At 42.7% G+C, this 15,964-nt stretch carries 11 protein-coding genes; 9 read left to right on the top strand and 2 right to left on the bottom strand.

The window, feature by feature from the left end; translation table 11 throughout:
• The first annotated feature begins 67 nt into the window (after positions 1 to 67).
• From BET10_RS12440 to BET10_RS12465, 6 genes are all read left to right on the top strand, one after another.
• Positions 68 to 1,786 carry an amidohydrolase gene (locus tag BET10_RS12440; protein WP_070985915.1) on the top strand — a complete coding sequence of 573 codons (1,719 nt, stop codon included), beginning with the start codon at positions 68 to 70 and terminating at the stop codon, positions 1,784 to 1,786.
• Positions 1,787 to 1,896: 110 nt separating this feature from the next.
• The gene (locus BET10_RS12445; RefSeq protein WP_070985916.1) at positions 1,897 to 2,829 is read left to right on the top strand and encodes a class I SAM-dependent methyltransferase; all 933 of its coding nucleotides are present in this window, start codon (positions 1,897 to 1,899) and stop codon (positions 2,827 to 2,829) included.
• Positions 2,830 to 3,000: 171 nt separating this feature from the next.
• The gene (locus BET10_RS12450; RefSeq protein WP_070985917.1) at positions 3,001 to 3,843 is read left to right on the top strand and encodes a pirin family protein; all 843 of its coding nucleotides are present in this window, start codon (positions 3,001 to 3,003) and stop codon (positions 3,841 to 3,843) included.
• Between the two features lie 17 nt (positions 3,844 to 3,860).
• Positions 3,861 to 4,838: a glutathione S-transferase family protein gene (locus tag BET10_RS12455; protein WP_070985918.1), complete on the top strand. Its 978-nt coding sequence runs from the start codon at positions 3,861 to 3,863 to the stop codon at positions 4,836 to 4,838.
• Between the two features lie 187 nt (positions 4,839 to 5,025).
• Positions 5,026 to 5,949, top strand: coding sequence for a GGDEF domain-containing response regulator (locus tag BET10_RS12460; protein WP_070985919.1), 924 nt, complete (start codon positions 5,026 to 5,028; stop codon positions 5,947 to 5,949).
• Positions 5,939 to 9,385 carry an ATP-binding protein gene (locus BET10_RS12465; RefSeq protein WP_070985920.1) on the top strand — a complete coding sequence of 1,149 codons (3,447 nt, stop codon included), beginning with the start codon at positions 5,939 to 5,941 and terminating at the stop codon, positions 9,383 to 9,385. The genes BET10_RS12460 and BET10_RS12465 overlap by 11 nt, the downstream gene beginning before the upstream one ends.
• 70 nt (positions 9,386 to 9,455) lie before the next feature.
• On the opposite strand, the gene BET10_RS12470 is transcribed toward BET10_RS12465, so the two are convergent.
• Positions 9,456 to 10,037, bottom strand: a complete 582-nt coding sequence (locus BET10_RS12470; RefSeq protein WP_070985921.1) for a DJ-1/PfpI family protein — start codon at positions 10,035 to 10,037, stop codon at positions 9,456 to 9,458.
• Between the two features lie 195 nt (positions 10,038 to 10,232).
• Between BET10_RS12470 and BET10_RS12475 the strand changes: the two genes are divergently transcribed.
• From BET10_RS12475 to BET10_RS12485, 3 genes are all read left to right on the top strand, one after another.
• Positions 10,233 to 12,401, top strand: a complete 2,169-nt coding sequence (locus BET10_RS12475; RefSeq protein ID WP_070985922.1) for a M3 family metallopeptidase — start codon at positions 10,233 to 10,235, stop codon at positions 12,399 to 12,401.
• Positions 12,402 to 12,877: 476 nt separating this feature from the next.
• Positions 12,878 to 13,060, top strand: coding sequence for a hypothetical protein (locus BET10_RS21345; protein WP_139158580.1), 183 nt, complete (start codon positions 12,878 to 12,880; stop codon positions 13,058 to 13,060).
• A gap of 198 nt (positions 13,061 to 13,258) precedes the next feature.
• Complete coding sequence (locus BET10_RS12485; protein ID WP_070985924.1) at positions 13,259 to 13,717, top strand: GNAT family N-acetyltransferase; 459 nt, start codon at positions 13,259 to 13,261, stop codon at positions 13,715 to 13,717.
• 71 nt (positions 13,718 to 13,788) lie between these two features.
• On the opposite strand, the gene BET10_RS12490 is transcribed toward BET10_RS12485, so the two are convergent.
• On the bottom strand, positions 13,789 to 15,942 hold the full coding sequence (locus tag BET10_RS12490) for a prolyl oligopeptidase family serine peptidase (protein ID WP_070985925.1): 2,154 nt from the start codon (positions 15,940 to 15,942) through the stop codon (positions 13,789 to 13,791).
• Between the last annotated feature and the right edge of the window lie 22 nt (positions 15,943 to 15,964).

Here is a 15,964-nt window from a genome sequence, read left to right on the forward strand (position 1 = left end):
GCCTATACTGTTACCTTACGGTTACCTATGCCTTGATAGTGTATTGCTATATCTAAGGAGTCAACTAATGAGTCAATCAACTATGTTAATTTGTACCACACTTCTTGCACTTAGCTGTACTTTGTCTGGCTGCTCTGAAGGCGGCAGTACCTCAAAACCGTCAACCAGTGAGGTGGTAACTTCCACTGAGGCAAGTATGGTATTTGTCAATGCTCAGGTATATACCGTCAACACCAAGCAGCCTTGGGCTGAAGCGGTGGCAATACAGGGCAACAAAATTGTTTATGTTGGCAGTGATACACAGGCCCAAAGCTACATTACCGAGCGCACCGAGGTAATCGACCTCAAGGGAAAAATGCTGATGCCTGGGTTTCACGATGTGCATATTCACCCGTTAGAGTCAGCCTCTGAGGTGACACAATTCACCCTCCCAGGATATGCATCCGAAGACGAATATATCGACAGGTTGTATGAGGCATCATTGAGCAATCCCAATACGGATTGGTTAATCGGTTATGGCCATGAGATAGCAACACTATTGGATATGCAAACGTCACCGCTTGCTGTATTGGATGAAGCAATCCCAGAGCGCCCTGTTATTATCATGGAACAAACATCTCATTCAATGTGGGTAAATAGCAAAGCCCTCTCATTGGCTGGGATCACAGCGAATAGAAAAGACCCCGTTGGCGGCGTGATAGGTAGAGATGAGCAGGGTAATTTGAATGGTATCTTATACGATAATGCGGGCAATCAACTCATGGAATTGGCCATGAACTCGCGACCAGACGCTCAGACGCAAGATTACTTTGGCTTAATTGAATACACGATGCCTGAGCTCAATAAAGTTGGTATCACATCCATCAGTGACGCACGTACGTATTGGCAACGTGGGCACCTACAAACCTGGCAGCGTGTGGCTGATGAAGATAAGTTAACGCTGCGTGTTAGTCTCGGTCTTTGGGCATACCCACAAATGAGCGATGAGAAACAAATCGTTTCACTGAAGTCTATGTTTAGTCGTCCATCGGATAGCCTACTAAAAGTGGATCAGGTTAAATTTTACATGGATGGTATTTTAGTTAACAGTACAGCTGCGATGCACGAACCTTATGAAGTCAACTGGCTTAACCTTTACCAAAACAAGGGATTAAACTACTTCACCCAAGCGCGTTTGGAAAAGTACATTCAGGCTTTGGAACCCACAGGTTTTGACTTTAACATCCACGGTATTGGTGACAGAGGTATTCATGAGGCATTAAATGCCATTGAAAATGCCTCTAATGGCCATGCAAGGCACAGAGTTACCCATTTAGAAGTAGTGGACCCTGCAGATATGCCGCGTTTTGCCAAGCTTAATGTCATTGCCGATGCACAAGTTGCAGGAGAGTTTAGTCAGCCAGAACATTGGTCTGAAAATATTCCACTTATCGGTGCACAACGTTCAGAGAACTTGGTACCAATTAAAAGCCTGCAACGCGCGAATGCCACGCTCACACTAAGCAGTGACTGGAATGTCAGTACGTTTAACCCGTTTGTAGGGATCAGCCATGCAATATCGAGAGCCCCACAAAATATTACGCTGGCGCAAGCGATTGCAGCTTACACCATCAATGGGGCCTACGCGATGCGACAAGAGCACTTGGTTGGTAGTATTGAAGTGGGTAAACGTGCTGATCTTGTGGTGCTGGGGAGCAATCTGTTTGACTTAACGGCTGAACAAATCAAGCAAGTTACAGCTGAACTTACCTTGCTTGACGGTGAAGTGGTGTATCAGGCTTACTGATAAGTTTTTGGCATCAAATGGGAGTTGCGCTGGATTGAGGGCACTCCCGTATGGTGCCAGTCAAAGAAAATGCGTAGAATACACCCTTTGCCAAATACGCTTTAAATATTATGACGCCAACTGCCCTGCCCTTACTTGATCAACAACTATGTGAGCTAGAACGTTTTCCTGATGAAGTCAGACGACTATTTCATGGTCGAGGCCAATGTTGGCCAGGTCTTGAACATATTACCGTCGATTGGTTAGCTGGACAGCTGTTGATTTCATTGTTTAAAGAACCTGAGCCTGAGTTTATCGACACATTAAGGGGGCTTAGCGAAAAGTGGGCGCAATTACCACTTTGGCAAACTAACGTAAAAAGCATTTTGTTGCACCACCGCAGCCGACCAGACTGTGCACTTGAAGTACTGTGGGGGGAGCTATCGCAAGAACAGCAGGTTATTGAAAATGAATTAGTATTTTTGCTGGATTTGGGCAATAAACAAAATAATGGCTTGTTTTTAGACATGCGTTTTGGTCGTGACTGGGTTAAGTCAAACGCACAGGATAAAAAGGTATTAAATTTGTTTGCTTATACCTGCGGCTTTTCGGTCGCTGCGATTGCAGGTGGTGCACAGCAAGTGGTGAATCTTGACATGGCTAAAGCTGCACTTGGTAAAGGGCGTGATAATCACAGAGCTAATGGTCACGATCTCAGCAAAGTAAAGTTTTTGGGGCACGAGTTATTTAAGTCTTGGGGAAAGGTGCGCAAGTTTGGGCCATATGATTTGGTGATTATCGACCCTCCTTCATTTCAAAAAGGAAGCTTTGCGCTCACCAAAGACTATAAAAAAATACTGCGTCGCTTACCTGAACTACTGACAGAGCAAGGGCAAGTACTGGCCTGCGTCAACGACCCAAGTTTAGATGCACAGTTTTTAATTCAGGAAATGGCAGAACAGGCACCCGATATGGTGTTTATGGAGCGTCTTGAGAACCCTCCTGAATTTCAAGATATTAATCCACAAGCAAGTCTAAAAAGTTTATTATTCAAACGCGCTTAACATAGCTTTCTTTCGCTCTATCGCTAAGTGTGGTGTCTAACACTTAGCGTTTGTGCGCTTCCAATCATTCTGTTTTTTAGAATGAACGCCCCTAATTTTACTAATTTTTAATCGTTTTGCTTCTTGTTAATGTATCAATATTGAACAAGCAATGGGCTGTTGGAGCAAAACATGAAAATCATTCGCACCCAAAAATCTTACGCCACCAGTGATGGCGCCGGTGTCAACATTAAGCGTATCGCAGGGTTTGATGGGAACAGTCTCGATCCGTACTTGATGATTGATGAATTAAAATCCGATGACGAAAGTGATTATATGGCAGGTTTCCCTCCCCACCCTCACCGCGGTATTGAGACTTTCACCTACATTCGTAAAGGTGGCTTTGAACATCAAGACCAAATGGGCAATAAAAAAGCCATCCGTAGTGGTGATGTACAGTGGATGAGCACGGGACGCGGTGTTGTACACAGTGAGATGCCACTGGCCGATGACAGCAATGGCATGCATGGTTTTCAGATTTGGCTGAATATGCCTGCAAAAGAGAAAATGCGGCCGCCAAGGTATCAAGACTCAACCGAGTCAGGTGTGCCAACCCTCGCAAACGATCAGCAAGCAACGTTGTTAGCACTTGCCGGTAGTTGGCGAATGAATAATGGGCAACATGTTGATGGCGCAATTATGGGGCTTGCCGGAGAAGGCGCAATTGCTGATGTGATATTGCCACCCAATAGCGCTATGCTGCTGGATGTATCCACACACGAGAAAGTACTTATCTATATTCATAGCGGCAGCTTGTACGAGACTGAGTTTGGCGCTGGTAGTTTATTGGAAGTCGCACCGAGCGAGGCACTAACGCTTCGCGCGGGAACTCAAGGGTTGGGGGCGTTAGTGTTGGCAGGTCAGCCTATCGGCGAGCAGATAGCACACATGGGACCATTTGTAATGAATACTCAACAGCAGCTACGAGAAGCTGTGAGAGATTATCAGCTGGGTCGCTTTGGCGACATTGTGTAACTTATTGGGAGAACAACATGGGACTACTTGTAGATGGTAAATGGCAAGACGAATGGTACGACACCAGTAACAAGGGCAAATTCGAACGAGAAGCGGCGCAGTTGAGGAATTGGGTTACGGCGGATGGTACTGCAGGGCCTTCAGGCGTCGGCGGATTCAAAGCGCAATCAGGCCGCTATCATTTATTTGTATCGCTGGCATGTCCATGGGCACATCGCACCTTAATTTTCAGGACTTTGAAAGGCTTAGAGCAGCACATTGACGTGTCAGTGGTAAGCCCTGATATGCTGGATCAAGGCTGGACTTTTGATAAAGCAAGCGGTAGCAGCGGTGATCCGTTATATGGCTTTGATCACATGCATCAACTTTATACCTTGAACAATGACACTTATAGCGGACGTGTGACCGTACCTGTGCTTTGGGACAAACAGCAGCAAAAAATTGTCAGCAATGAATCCAGTGAAATTATTCGCATGTTCAACAGCGCATTCAACCACATTACTCACAATACCGACGATTACTATCCAGAAGATACAAGGCTGCAAATAGATGAAATAAATGAATATGTTTACAACAATATCAATAACGGGGTTTATCGTTGCGGCTTTGCGACAACTCAGGAGGCTTACGAACAGGCTTTTGATGAGTTATTCGCGGCGCTAGATAAAGTTGAGGAGATTCTTAGTAATTCACCTTACCTTGTTGGAACGCGCATTACAGAAGCCGATTGGCGGCTATTTACTACATTGATCCGTTTTGACTCGGTTTATCATGGTCACTTTAAATGCAATAGGCAGCGTATAGAAGACTACCCCAATCTGGCAAACTATATTCGTGCTCTATACCAGTGGCCGAGTATTGCCCAGACAGTGAATTTCAACCATATAAAAAGGCATTATTACTATAGCCACATTATGATTAATCCAAATCAAGTCGTGCCGAAAGGTCCTGATATTGATTATACGACGCCGCACAATAGGGCAAAAACTAAGTAAGTTTTTTGGCAGGCAAACTGCGTCACACACGCGATGCAGTTTGTCAAAATATAGCAATTGATATGTACTTTATTGATACTAAGGGGCTTATTGCAAAATCTGAAAATCATTTGCTCAAGTACATGACCATTGCATTTACTCGGGGCTGAACTACATTTAAAGCTATCCTCCCCAATTACAATAAACTATGGAACAGGCTAATTCGTGCGCTGAAATATTGATCGTTGAAGATGATGATATTAATTATCTCGTCCTCGAAAAAATTTTATCACAGAGTTACCGTATTACGCGTTGTACAAGCGGCCTACAGTGTATGCAGTATTGCCAATCAAAACAGCCAGACATCATTCTTATGGATGTAGAAATGCCAGAAATGGACGGGTTAGATACGTGTAAATTACTCAAGCACAGTGACCTTACCAAAGACATACCGATTATCTTTGTAACCTCTCATCATCGGGATGAAGAGCAGACACTTTGTTGGCAAGCTGGTGGCTGTGACTTTGTGGTCAAGCCTGTAAACGCTCTGACTTTAATGCATCGTGTTAAAGCACAAGTGCAGCTATTGCATCAGCATAGACAGTTGAAGAAGATGGCGTTTATAGATGGCTTGACCCAAATATACAACCGACACTACCTCACGTCTGAGCTGGACAAATGTCTATCTTACGCCAAGCGCAACGGTACGGCATTTTCTTTAATTATGGCTGACATAGATTGGTTTAAAAAATACAACGACTTTTATGGCCATGTTAAAGGTGATGAATGTTTGAAGCGCGTAGCTCAGTTGATTAAGAGTAATCATCATCGTGGTGCGGATGCGGTCGTGCGTTACGGTGGAGAGGAGTTTGTTTGCATCATGCCTCAAGTGGACATCAATGGCTTGACAACGCTTGCTCGTGGTTTAAAGCAAAGCTTACAAGACGCTAGATTGCCCCACGAGGGATCCAAGTTTGGTTTTGTGACACTTAGTATTGGTGGAATATACAGTAATTGTGTACGCCAAGCTTCTGGCCAAAAGTGGTTAGAAGCCGCTGATGAACAACTGTATTTGTCAAAGAATAACGGTCGAAACGAAATTTCAATAAAGGAACTGCCCTGTGACGAGTAAACTTATGTCAGTTTTGTTTAAAAAAGGTATCTCACTTTGGGTAAGCCTTTTTGTGTTGTTTCTTATTATGCTCTCAGTAATGTGGTATTTCGATGGAAAGATAGAAAGAGAGACGCAGCACAATGCAGAGCAAGAGCTGACGCAGCGATTGGTGCACAAGAAGCAGCTTTTAAACGGCGAAGTGCAGAAGTATCGGAACTACATTAACTTTTTAGTTGGTACTCCACCCATTCAGGGAATTTCACGGGCCAAGAGCAATCAAGGTATCGATCCAAAAGACAGTACGACCACAGAGCAGTGGAAGATGCGCTTAGCAAAAATTTTTAGTTCTATGATGTATACCTACTTTGAGATTGATCAACTACGTTTGATTGATAGTCAAACGGGTGATGAACTGGTTAGAACTGACCGCTACGGTGGCTTGGTGAGTGCACAGCCACAGTCTAAATTGCAAAATAAAGCACATCGAGAGTATTTTACCGAAACGATAAAGCTTAAAGAGCGACGCATCTATGTATCGCAGATAGACTTGAATCGTGAGCATGGTGAAATAGTTTACCCTCTAGAGCCAACTCTGCGCCTTGCTGCGCCTATCTATAATGAACAAAATGAGCTTTTTACCATTTTGGTTGTCAACATAGACGCCAACTTATTGCTAGAAAAACTAAAAAAAGCATCATTGGCAATGGCACAATTTATGTTACTTAGCAGCGATGGTCATTTCGTCTACCATCCAGATGAAATGTTGCGTTTTAGTAAAGACCTCGCCAATCATGAAACTTGGCAATCAAACTATGACGTTTCACCTTGGTTTGATACTTCTTTGCTGGTGCTCACACATAAAAAATCAAAGCAAAAGCTTTTAGCTAAACATACAGAGTTATTTGTTGCATCCAACTCACAAAGTGGGCATATACAGGGAGTTACGATGCTCCCTATGGGGCAGTATGAAGAATATTTACTACAAAACAGGCTAAACGTTTACTCACTGATATTAATCATCGGTATTATTTTTACGTTGGGCCTGATGTTACTGTGGGTTTATTTTAGAAATAACCAGCAATTGCTCGAAGCTCGGTCGCAGTTAGCAGATATCATCAACGGTGCCTCTGATGGCATCATCGGCTTCAATGAACAACTGGGTATTGTCAGCCATAACGCCGCAGCTGAGTGGTTTTTTCCAGAGCTCAAAAATACCAGAAGTCGGTCTTACAGTATACTAAAGCGCTATATTCCAGAAGAGTATATTCACTCTACTTTATACAATGTGACACATAAAAGAGGGCTAGAAACACTTGAGATAAAGACCGAGTTGTTGGGGGAGTTACGGGACTTAGAGCTATCAGCGTCTCCGATTCGCTCCTCAGACGGTAAGCTGTTGGGGTTTGCGCTGTTTATAACCGACGTGACAGATCAAAACAAAGCCAAAGCCGAAATTGTAAAGATGAATGCCTCTTTGGAGCTGCAAGTTGAGCAGAGAACATTAGAGTTAGACGTCGCAAAGCGTAAAGCTGAAGAACTATCAAAAGTAAAAAGTGCTTTTATTTCAAACATAAGTCATGAAATGAGAACACCTTTAAATGGCATTTTGGGCACGCTGGAGTTGGTTCGCCGAGAGCCGCTAAGTCAGCAGCAAGGTAGCTATTTAGATATGATGAGTACCAGTGCTAAAACCTTAATGCGATTGATCAATGACGTACTGGATCTGTCTAAAATTGAAGCGGGTAAACTTGAGATGAATGCTCGTCCGTTCAACCCATTGGAGATCTTAGAGCATGTAACCAGTTCAGTGAGTGTGAGAGCCCAACAAAAGAGCATTGATTACATGTTAGATGCCGTTGATGTAATGCACCTTCGTGTTGCAGGTGATGGCGGGCGTCTTAAACAAATATTGTATAACTTAATCAGTAATGCCATTAAGTTCACACAATCAGGTGGGGTTTATATTTATGCCAAAACCAAAGAGTACAAAGAGCAAGTTTGGCTGGAGGTTGAAGTTAGAGATACAGGAATAGGTATTTCAAAGCAGGGCCAAAGCCAATTGTTCCAAGCGTTCAGTCAAGAATCAATAGAAACCTCCTCTGAATATGGTGGTAGTGGGCTGGGATTGTCTATCTGTAAGCAATTATGCGAACTGATGGGAGGCAGCATCAACTTCACATCGGAAAAAGGCCAAGGAAGCAACTTCTATTTTTCTATTCCATATCCATTAAGTGATGCTAAAAAGCTAGAAATTGAGCCGATATTAGCTGATAAGAAAGTCTACATAGCTGCAAAATCAAATGAAGAAGAGGCGTACTTCAAAAAGTTTTTGAATCTTTATGGTGCTCGCATGTGCGATCTAAATCAAGCTGACTTATGGCTGGTTGATGTGGGTATAGAGCTTGGACAGAATTTAGCAAATGCTTCAGGTGCAAATAAAAAAGCATGCTTTGTTTATGATCCTGTCAACGATCCCTTTCCTACGAATAAGGCTTTGGCGGTATTGGCCAAGCCTGTGCGTTATGTCGATGTACTGGCTGCTATAAACCGTGAAGACACCTTAAGGGTTTTCGGTCATACGGGCATGTCACTTCTTGATAGAAAAACGTATGGTATTGAGTTTGACTCGTTGGATGGTCAGACAGTTGTGGTTGTTGATGACAACCAAATAAACTTAGAGGTAGCGAGAGGGATCCTTAATGCCCACAACGTGGTGTCTGTGTTGGTTCACTCAGGGCAAGAGTTACTTGAAAAGCTTAACTCGCTCGCGGCACAGGAAGTTGAAATATTGGCGATTCTAATGGATTGCAATATGCCTCTAATGGACGGTTATGAAACGACCGCGGCGATACGTGCAGGCTTAGGGGGGCAGTTGTATCAAACGGTGCCTATCATCGCATTGACCGCAAGTACTATGCAAGGTGAAGCGCAGCGATGTAAAGCGGCAGGAATGAATGACTATATTTCTAAGCCGATTGATTCCCTTACTCTATTCAAGACTTTGCTTAAATACCAAAGTCCAAAAGGAAACTCTGAGGCGAAAAAGAGTAAACTGCCTGACAGCAAAAATTCAGAAGAGACTGTACCCTCAGATAAAGATGATATGAAGGTGTTAGACCGTGAATCAGCACTAGGGCGGTTGATGAATGATGAAAGCCTATACGTCAAAATTTGTGAACTCTTTAAAGAAAGCGCGAATGCGCGCTTTAGTGAGTTGACCGAGGCGGTGGAAGCGGTCAATCATGAGCGTATTAAGCAAGCTGCTCATGCAATTAAGGGGCAAGCTGGAGATGTGGGAGCGAAGCGCCTTCACCACTGGGCAAATTCATTAGAGTGTGCCGCGAATGATGAAGAACAAAGTGAAAACTGTAGAAAGTTGTATCTAAAAGTACAGGCTGAGCTGGAGCAAGTATGTATTCAAATTGAAAGCCAAGTTCTTAATGCAGCAAGTTGAACAAGCCTGAAAATCAGGCTTTTGTTCTTTGAATGTTCGCAATAAATGATGTTATTGGTTCGCTGATGAGTTACTTATTCATTTCAGACCAATCATATTCCATCTGCTTTGCCGTTATTTTAGCGATGTCCGTGCCAAAGTGTTTTCTGACTAACGCAAGACTCATGTCTATGCCTGCCGATATTCCCGCAGAACTAGTAAAATTCTGATCCATAATATAGCGACAGTCCTCAATCACACATAGATGTGGGTAGTTTTTCTTTAGGCTTTCAAGGTCTTCCCTGTGAGTAGTAACTTTCATCCCATCAATAAGGCCAGCAGCAGCAAATAGAAAAACTCCTGTGCACACTGAAGCGCAAGAGCGAGTATGTTGTGCAGTCTCTGCCAGCCAATGTCGAATAATAGGGTTTTTCTCTATACCTTGATGTTTTCCGCCTGCTACGATGAGTAGATCAAAATGCGGGTGAGCATAGATACTGTAATGGGGGTTTACACTCATACCGCCCCGAGTTCTCACTGGTGATTGAGTCGGGGCAACCAGACTAACACCAATATGTTCATTAACAAATCGATTTGCTGTTGAAAAAACCTCGTAAGGGCCGCTAAAATCAAGAACTTCAACTCCATCATAGATAAAGATACCAACTTCCATAAATTTTCACCTGCTCGTAGTCGTGGGTTACCAACGCAATTAACAGTGTAGTTATCTGCGTGACAAAGTAATAGTTGTTTTTAAATTAGTCGCACTTATTGTTCTTTTACCGATAATATGTTGCAGTTTTTTGTTCCCCATTTAGACTTACTCGACTGGTTTATTTAACCGAATAAAAAAACTAAGAGCACAATTATGATTAAAACAACAATCACGGCTGTCAGCACAGCAGTAAGCTTGGCGTTGGCACTTTCACTATCAGGTTGTAATTCAACCTCTAGCGAGCAAAACACTGCCCAGACACAACAAGTCGAACAGACGAATGTATTATTGCAAGAATTTAAGGGACCCTATCAAGGGGTGCCACAGTTCGACAAAATGAATATCGCGGATTTAAAGCCCGCATTAGAATTTGGCATGTCTGAGCAATTGGCGGAAATCGATCTAATTGCAAACAATCCAGAACAACCAACCTTTGAAAATACCATCGTGGCGCTTGAGCGAGCAGGTCAAACACTAACGCGTGTCTATACCTATTACGGAATATGGAGCGCGAATAAATCAAGCCCTGAATTGCGTGCGATTCGTAGTGAAATGGCACCAAAGCTCTCTGCATTTAGCTCTAAAATCACGCAAAATAGCAAGTTATTTGAGCGCGTCGAGCAGGTGTATAAGAGTCAGGAGTTTAAATCACTGACACCTGAACAGCAGCGTATTACTTGGATGACCTACAACAACTTTGCGCGCAATGGAGCGACCCTTAAGGGTGAAGCCAAAGACCGTTATGCACAAATTAATGAGCAATTGGCATCTTTGTATACCAAGTTTTCTTCGAATGTATTGGCGGATGAAGAAAACTACGTGGTATACCTCAATGAACAGCAGTTGTCTGGTTTACCTACTTCGTTCATAGAAGCGGCAGCGCTTGCGGCAAAAGAGCGTGGCAAAGAAGGTATGTATGCTATCACCAACTCGCGTTCATCAATGGATCCGTTTTTAACCTACTCAACTGAACGTGCTTTAAGAGAGCAAGTTTGGAAAAATTATTACAACCGTGGTGGCAATGGTGATGAGTTCGATAACAATGCCATCATCAAAGATATTCTGACATTGCGTCATGAGCGAGTAAATCTACTTGGTTATGAAAATTATGCACAATGGCGGTTGGAAGACCGTATGGCGAAAAACCCAACTAATGCAATGGCTCTGATGAACAAAGTTTGGCCTGCTGCAACAGCGCGAGTAAAAGAAGAAGTCGCTGATATGCAAGCTATTGCAGATAAAGAAGGGGCTGAAATAACAATTGAACCTTGGGACTACCGCTTTTACGCCGAGAAAGTGCGTAAGGACAAATATGATTTAGACTCAAATGAGGTTAAGCAATATCTGCAACTGGATAAACTCCGTGAAGCAATGTTCTACGTTGCAGGTCGATTGTTCAACTTTGAGTTTACAGCGGTACCTGCAGGCGAAGTACCCGTATTCCATCCTGACGTCAGTGTGTGGGAAGTCAAAGACAAAACAACGGGCGAGCATGTTGGTCTTTGGTATCTAGACCCGTTTGCTCGTAAAGGAAAGCGCTCTGGTGCCTGGGCTACAACCTATCGTAGTTACACAACATTTGATGGAAAAACTAACGTACTAAGCTCGAACAACTCAAATTTTGTTAAAGGCGCTGAAGGCAAACCGACATTGATCTCTTGGTCGGATGCTGAAACTTATTTCCATGAGTTTGGTCACGCGTTGCACTTTTTAGCGGCAGATGTTGTTTATCCAAGTTCACACATTGGAGTGAGAGACTACACTGAGTTTCAATCTCAGCTGCTTGAGCGTTGGCTAACAACTGACGAAGTGATCAGTCAGTTTTTAGTCCATCAGGAAACTGGAGAGCCGATGCCTAAAGAGCTTGTGGCTAAAATTAAAAAGTCTGCAACGTTCAATCAAGGCTTTGCAACGACAGAATATTTGGCCTCAGCGATGATGGATCTACTTTATCACAGCACAGATCCTGAAAAGATCGATCCTGCTCAATTTGAAAAAGAACAGTTGGACAAACTAGGTATGCCCTCAGAACTTGTCATGCGTCATAGAAGTACACATTTCGGACATGTATTCTCGGGTGAAGGATATGCAGCAGGTTACTACGGTTATCTGTGGGCTGAAGTGCTAACATCTGATGCTGCAGAAGCTTTTGCCAGTGCTCCTGGAGGGTTTTATGATGATGAGGTGTCTGAACGACTGGTTAAGTATCTTTTCTCAGTTAGAAATGCAATAGATCCTGCAAAGGCGTATCGTTTGTTTAGGGGCCGAGATGCTGACGTGAGTGCGTTAATGCGTGATCGCGGGTTTCCCGTTAAACTGTAATCGACAAAAATATTGATGAGGGCGTTTTTCGCCCTCTTTTTTTGGCTGTCTTCTATGATTCATTTTATGTGCGAAATTTGCTTGCCTCTGGATATGAAAAGTCGTGATTTACAGCCTTAACATCGGGTTTGTTTGTAAAGGGGGTTTACGACTTTGGTATGGGTGTTAATGAAAATAATTAACTTGATTGCTCAAAAATTAAGGCTTTCCGAGGCTTTTCTTAAATTTTTTGAGCTTTTTTTATGCTGGTCTGATGAGTTTTTAATGTTTTGAATTTAAAGAGCTTTTTTTGTTTTTTTAGGTTCTTTGTATGATTTTTCTATTTTGTGCTAATCACTTTGTTTGAGTTTTCTTCATTCATTTGTTATAAATACTCATACTTTATTAAGTTAACGTTCATTTGGTTGCTAATACTTGTAGAGTTTCATTCAGGGATGTTGTGCTTTTTATTAGCTGGTTATTTTTTGGAGCGCATCATGGCATTATTTCGTACCTATAATGTTGACTCAGAGCAGCAGTTAACACTTCCTATTACCGCTGCAATCACGCTTGTATTACTTGCGTTGACCTTGTTTGCTTTTCCAAGCCAAGCTGTAAATACGTCAGCCACAGCGCAGCAAGAGTGTACAGAAACCCAGTGTACAGAGCAAAAAGTATAAACGGCAATTAAATATTGCTACCCAAACAGCCTTGTTTTGCGCGTGTTTATTGCTTGTTTCTTCTCGCAGTCATATCTTCTCCCCTATTGAGTTTGATAAAAATAGGGCGATAATTAGCTAAATTTACTTGTTCATTCTATTCAACTCGGTATAGTTTGTTATTCGCAAAAAAATACGCAAAATTACTGAGAAATGTATATGCAATTAGTCGATTTAAACCCGGATGACCCTAGTGTCATTGAAGTATTCACTGAAATCGATCGCCTAATGAACACCCTATATCCCATAGCAAGTGATCAATCACTGGCACTAGAAGAACTGCGTCAACCCAATGTTCATGCGATAGGGCTTAAGAATGAAGACGGTATAGTCGCGTGCGGAGCGATTGTTAAGCAGTTTAATAAAACGCTTTATGGGGAAATAAAACGTTTATATGTAAGGCCCAATTATCGTGGTAAGGGTCTCTCACGACGTATTATGCAAATATTATTACACTATGCTGGAGAAGCTCAGATACCACTGATCCGTTTGGAAACGGGTAGTAAACAAACAGAAGCCATCAGTTTATACGAAAACCTAGGGTTTAAGCGTTGTGAGCGGTTTGGTTTTTATCGTGACAACCCTCTGAGTGTGTTTATGGAGCTCTCTTTAAGTTAGGTTAAGCACAACAAACACCCTCTTGAATGCGATGTTTGTTGTGTAGGTATAACAGATTTTTTAATACCGCTTTAGAGCTTTGTGACACCCATGTTGTGTAATGCAAAGCCAAAAATGTCTGTATATTTGTCTATTATCTTACTGGTAGGTGTACCTGCCCCATGTCCTGCGTTTGTCTCTATTCTGATCAAAGTTGGGTTGTTACCAGCTTGCTTCTCTTGTAGTTCTGCGGCGAATTTGTACGAGTGCGCTGGCACTACACGGTCATCATGATCACCTGTGGTAACTAAGGTTGCTGGGTATTGTACGCCAGCTTTTACGTTATGAACTGGTGAGTAGCCTTTGAGGTATTTAAACATTTGCTCACTTTGTTCCGCTGTGCCATAGTCATACGCCCAACCTGCACCTGAGGTAAAAGTATGGTATCTAAGCATATCCAACACGCCAACGGCGGGTAGCGCGACTTGAAACAAGTCTGGGCGTTGAGTCATGACTGCACCGACTAATAGGCCGCCATTTGAGCCTCCAAAAACCCCTAGCTTACGTTTTGACGCATAGTTTTCATCAATCAAGTATTCTGCTGCGCTGATAAAGTCATCAAACACATTTTGTTTTTGTAGCTGAGTTCCCGCTTTGTGCCAGTTTTTACCGTACTCACCACCACCACGGATGTTTGCAACCGCATAGACACCGCCCATTTCAAGCCAGGCCGCCGTAGTTGAGCTGAAATATGGTGTTAAGCTGACGTTGAAACCACCGTAACCATATAAGATAGTGGGGTTATTACCATCACGTTTTAAACCCTTTTTATGGGTGATCAACATAGGCACTTTTGTTCCGTCTTTTGACGTGTAAAAAACCTGCTCAGAGACATAGTCGTCTGAGTTAAAGTTAATTTTAGGTTTTTGATAAACAGTGCTTTTACCTGATTCAACATCAAAACTAAAGGAGGTAGATGGCGTATTGTAGTTACTGAAGGCGTAGTAAATCGTTTTGTCTTCTTTGTTGCCTGTGAAGCCATTTGCTGAGCCCGCACCTGGTAGCGCAATATCTCTTACCAACTTACCTTGCATGTCGTACTGTTTCACAGCAGAAATAGCATCAACCATGTAATGCGCAAAGATATACCCGCCTGCACTTGAGGCTGTGAGTACATGATCTGTTTGTGCAATAAAATCTTGCCAATGCTCAGGCTGTGGCTTTTGTGGGTTAACTTTAACAACTCGCTTATTTGGAGCATCTAAATTGGTCACAAAATATAGCCATTGCTCGTCACTCTCAAGCAGATAAGTATCTGAATTATCCTCTGCTAGAATTGCTTCGAGTTGCGCGTCAGGATTATGTAAGTCCTTAATAAAAAGCTTGTTTCCTGAAGTAGAAATAGCCGCACTGACTAGCAAATAGCGACCGTCATCTGTAACATCAGACCCTACATAGCGATGCTTTTGCTCTGCAGTACCACCAAATACAAGGGTATCAGAGCTTTGTGGTTTGGCTAAGTCATGGAAATAAAGTTTATGTTGGTCGGTTTTAGCTGATAGTTCACTGCCTGTTGGTTTGTCGTAACTTGCATAGTAAAAGCCTGTATTGCCGCGCCATGAGATACCACTAAATTTTACATCAACGAGAGTTTCGCCAACCTGTTCTTTGGTTTTGGTATTTAGCACAATAACTTTGCGCCAATCACTTCCGCCTTCAGATATTTGATAGGCAACTAAAGAACCATCTTTTGAAAAGCTCAGACCTGCAAGGGAGGTAGTACCATCTTCGCTGAAGCTGTTTGGATCCAAAAAGATTTCACTGCTGCCATCGGCGAGCTTTCGATATAAAACGTGCTGGTTTTGCAAACCATCATTTTTGAAATAGTAAGTGTAGTCACCATGGGTAAATGGTGTGCCTACTTTCTCATAATCCATTAATTTGGTTAATGTTTCTTTTATCTGATCACGAAAAGGAATTTGTGATAAGTAGTCCTCAGTCGTCTTGTTTTGAGTGCTTACCCATGCTGCGGTTTCAGCGCTCATATCGTCTTCCAACCAGCGGTAAGGATCGGCCACCTGATGGCCAAAGTAGTTATCTACTTGATCAGCTTTTCTCGTTTTTGGATATGTTAACGGTGATGTATTCGTTTGCATATTATTTTGTGTTTCTTGTTTGAAATCATTGGTGTTTTGGCAGCCAGAAAGCGAGATAAGCGCGCAGGCCAGTAAGGTTTTTTTCAGCATGTTTTTTTTCCTTGATAGTTTG

Origin of the sequence: Pseudoalteromonas amylolytica, assembly GCF_001854605.1 — a bacterium.
In the GTDB taxonomy this organism is placed as follows: Bacteria; Pseudomonadota; Gammaproteobacteria; order Enterobacterales; family Alteromonadaceae; genus Pseudoalteromonas; species Pseudoalteromonas amylolytica.

Coding starts and splice junctions, on each gene's coding strand:
- BET10_RS12475 (WP_070985922.1), top strand. CDS start 10,233: ATGATTAAAACAACAATCACGGCTGTCAGCACAGCAGTAAGCTTGGCG.
- BET10_RS12485 (WP_070985924.1), top strand. CDS start 13,259: ATGCAATTAGTCGATTTAAACCCGGATGACCCTAGTGTCATTGAAGTA.
- BET10_RS21345 (WP_139158580.1), top strand. CDS start 12,878: ATGGCATTATTTCGTACCTATAATGTTGACTCAGAGCAGCAGTTAACA.
- BET10_RS12460 (WP_070985919.1), top strand. CDS start 5,026: ATGGAACAGGCTAATTCGTGCGCTGAAATATTGATCGTTGAAGATGAT.
- BET10_RS12455 (WP_070985918.1), top strand. CDS start 3,861: ATGGGACTACTTGTAGATGGTAAATGGCAAGACGAATGGTACGACACC.
- BET10_RS12490 (WP_070985925.1), bottom strand. CDS start 15,942: ATGCTGAAAAAAACCTTACTGGCCTGCGCGCTTATCTCGCTTTCTGGC.
- BET10_RS12440 (WP_070985915.1), top strand. CDS start 68: ATGAGTCAATCAACTATGTTAATTTGTACCACACTTCTTGCACTTAGC.
- BET10_RS12470 (WP_070985921.1), bottom strand. CDS start 10,037: ATGGAAGTTGGTATCTTTATCTATGATGGAGTTGAAGTTCTTGATTTT.
- BET10_RS12450 (WP_070985917.1), top strand. CDS start 3,001: ATGAAAATCATTCGCACCCAAAAATCTTACGCCACCAGTGATGGCGCC.
- BET10_RS12445 (WP_070985916.1), top strand. CDS start 1,897: ATGACGCCAACTGCCCTGCCCTTACTTGATCAACAACTATGTGAGCTA.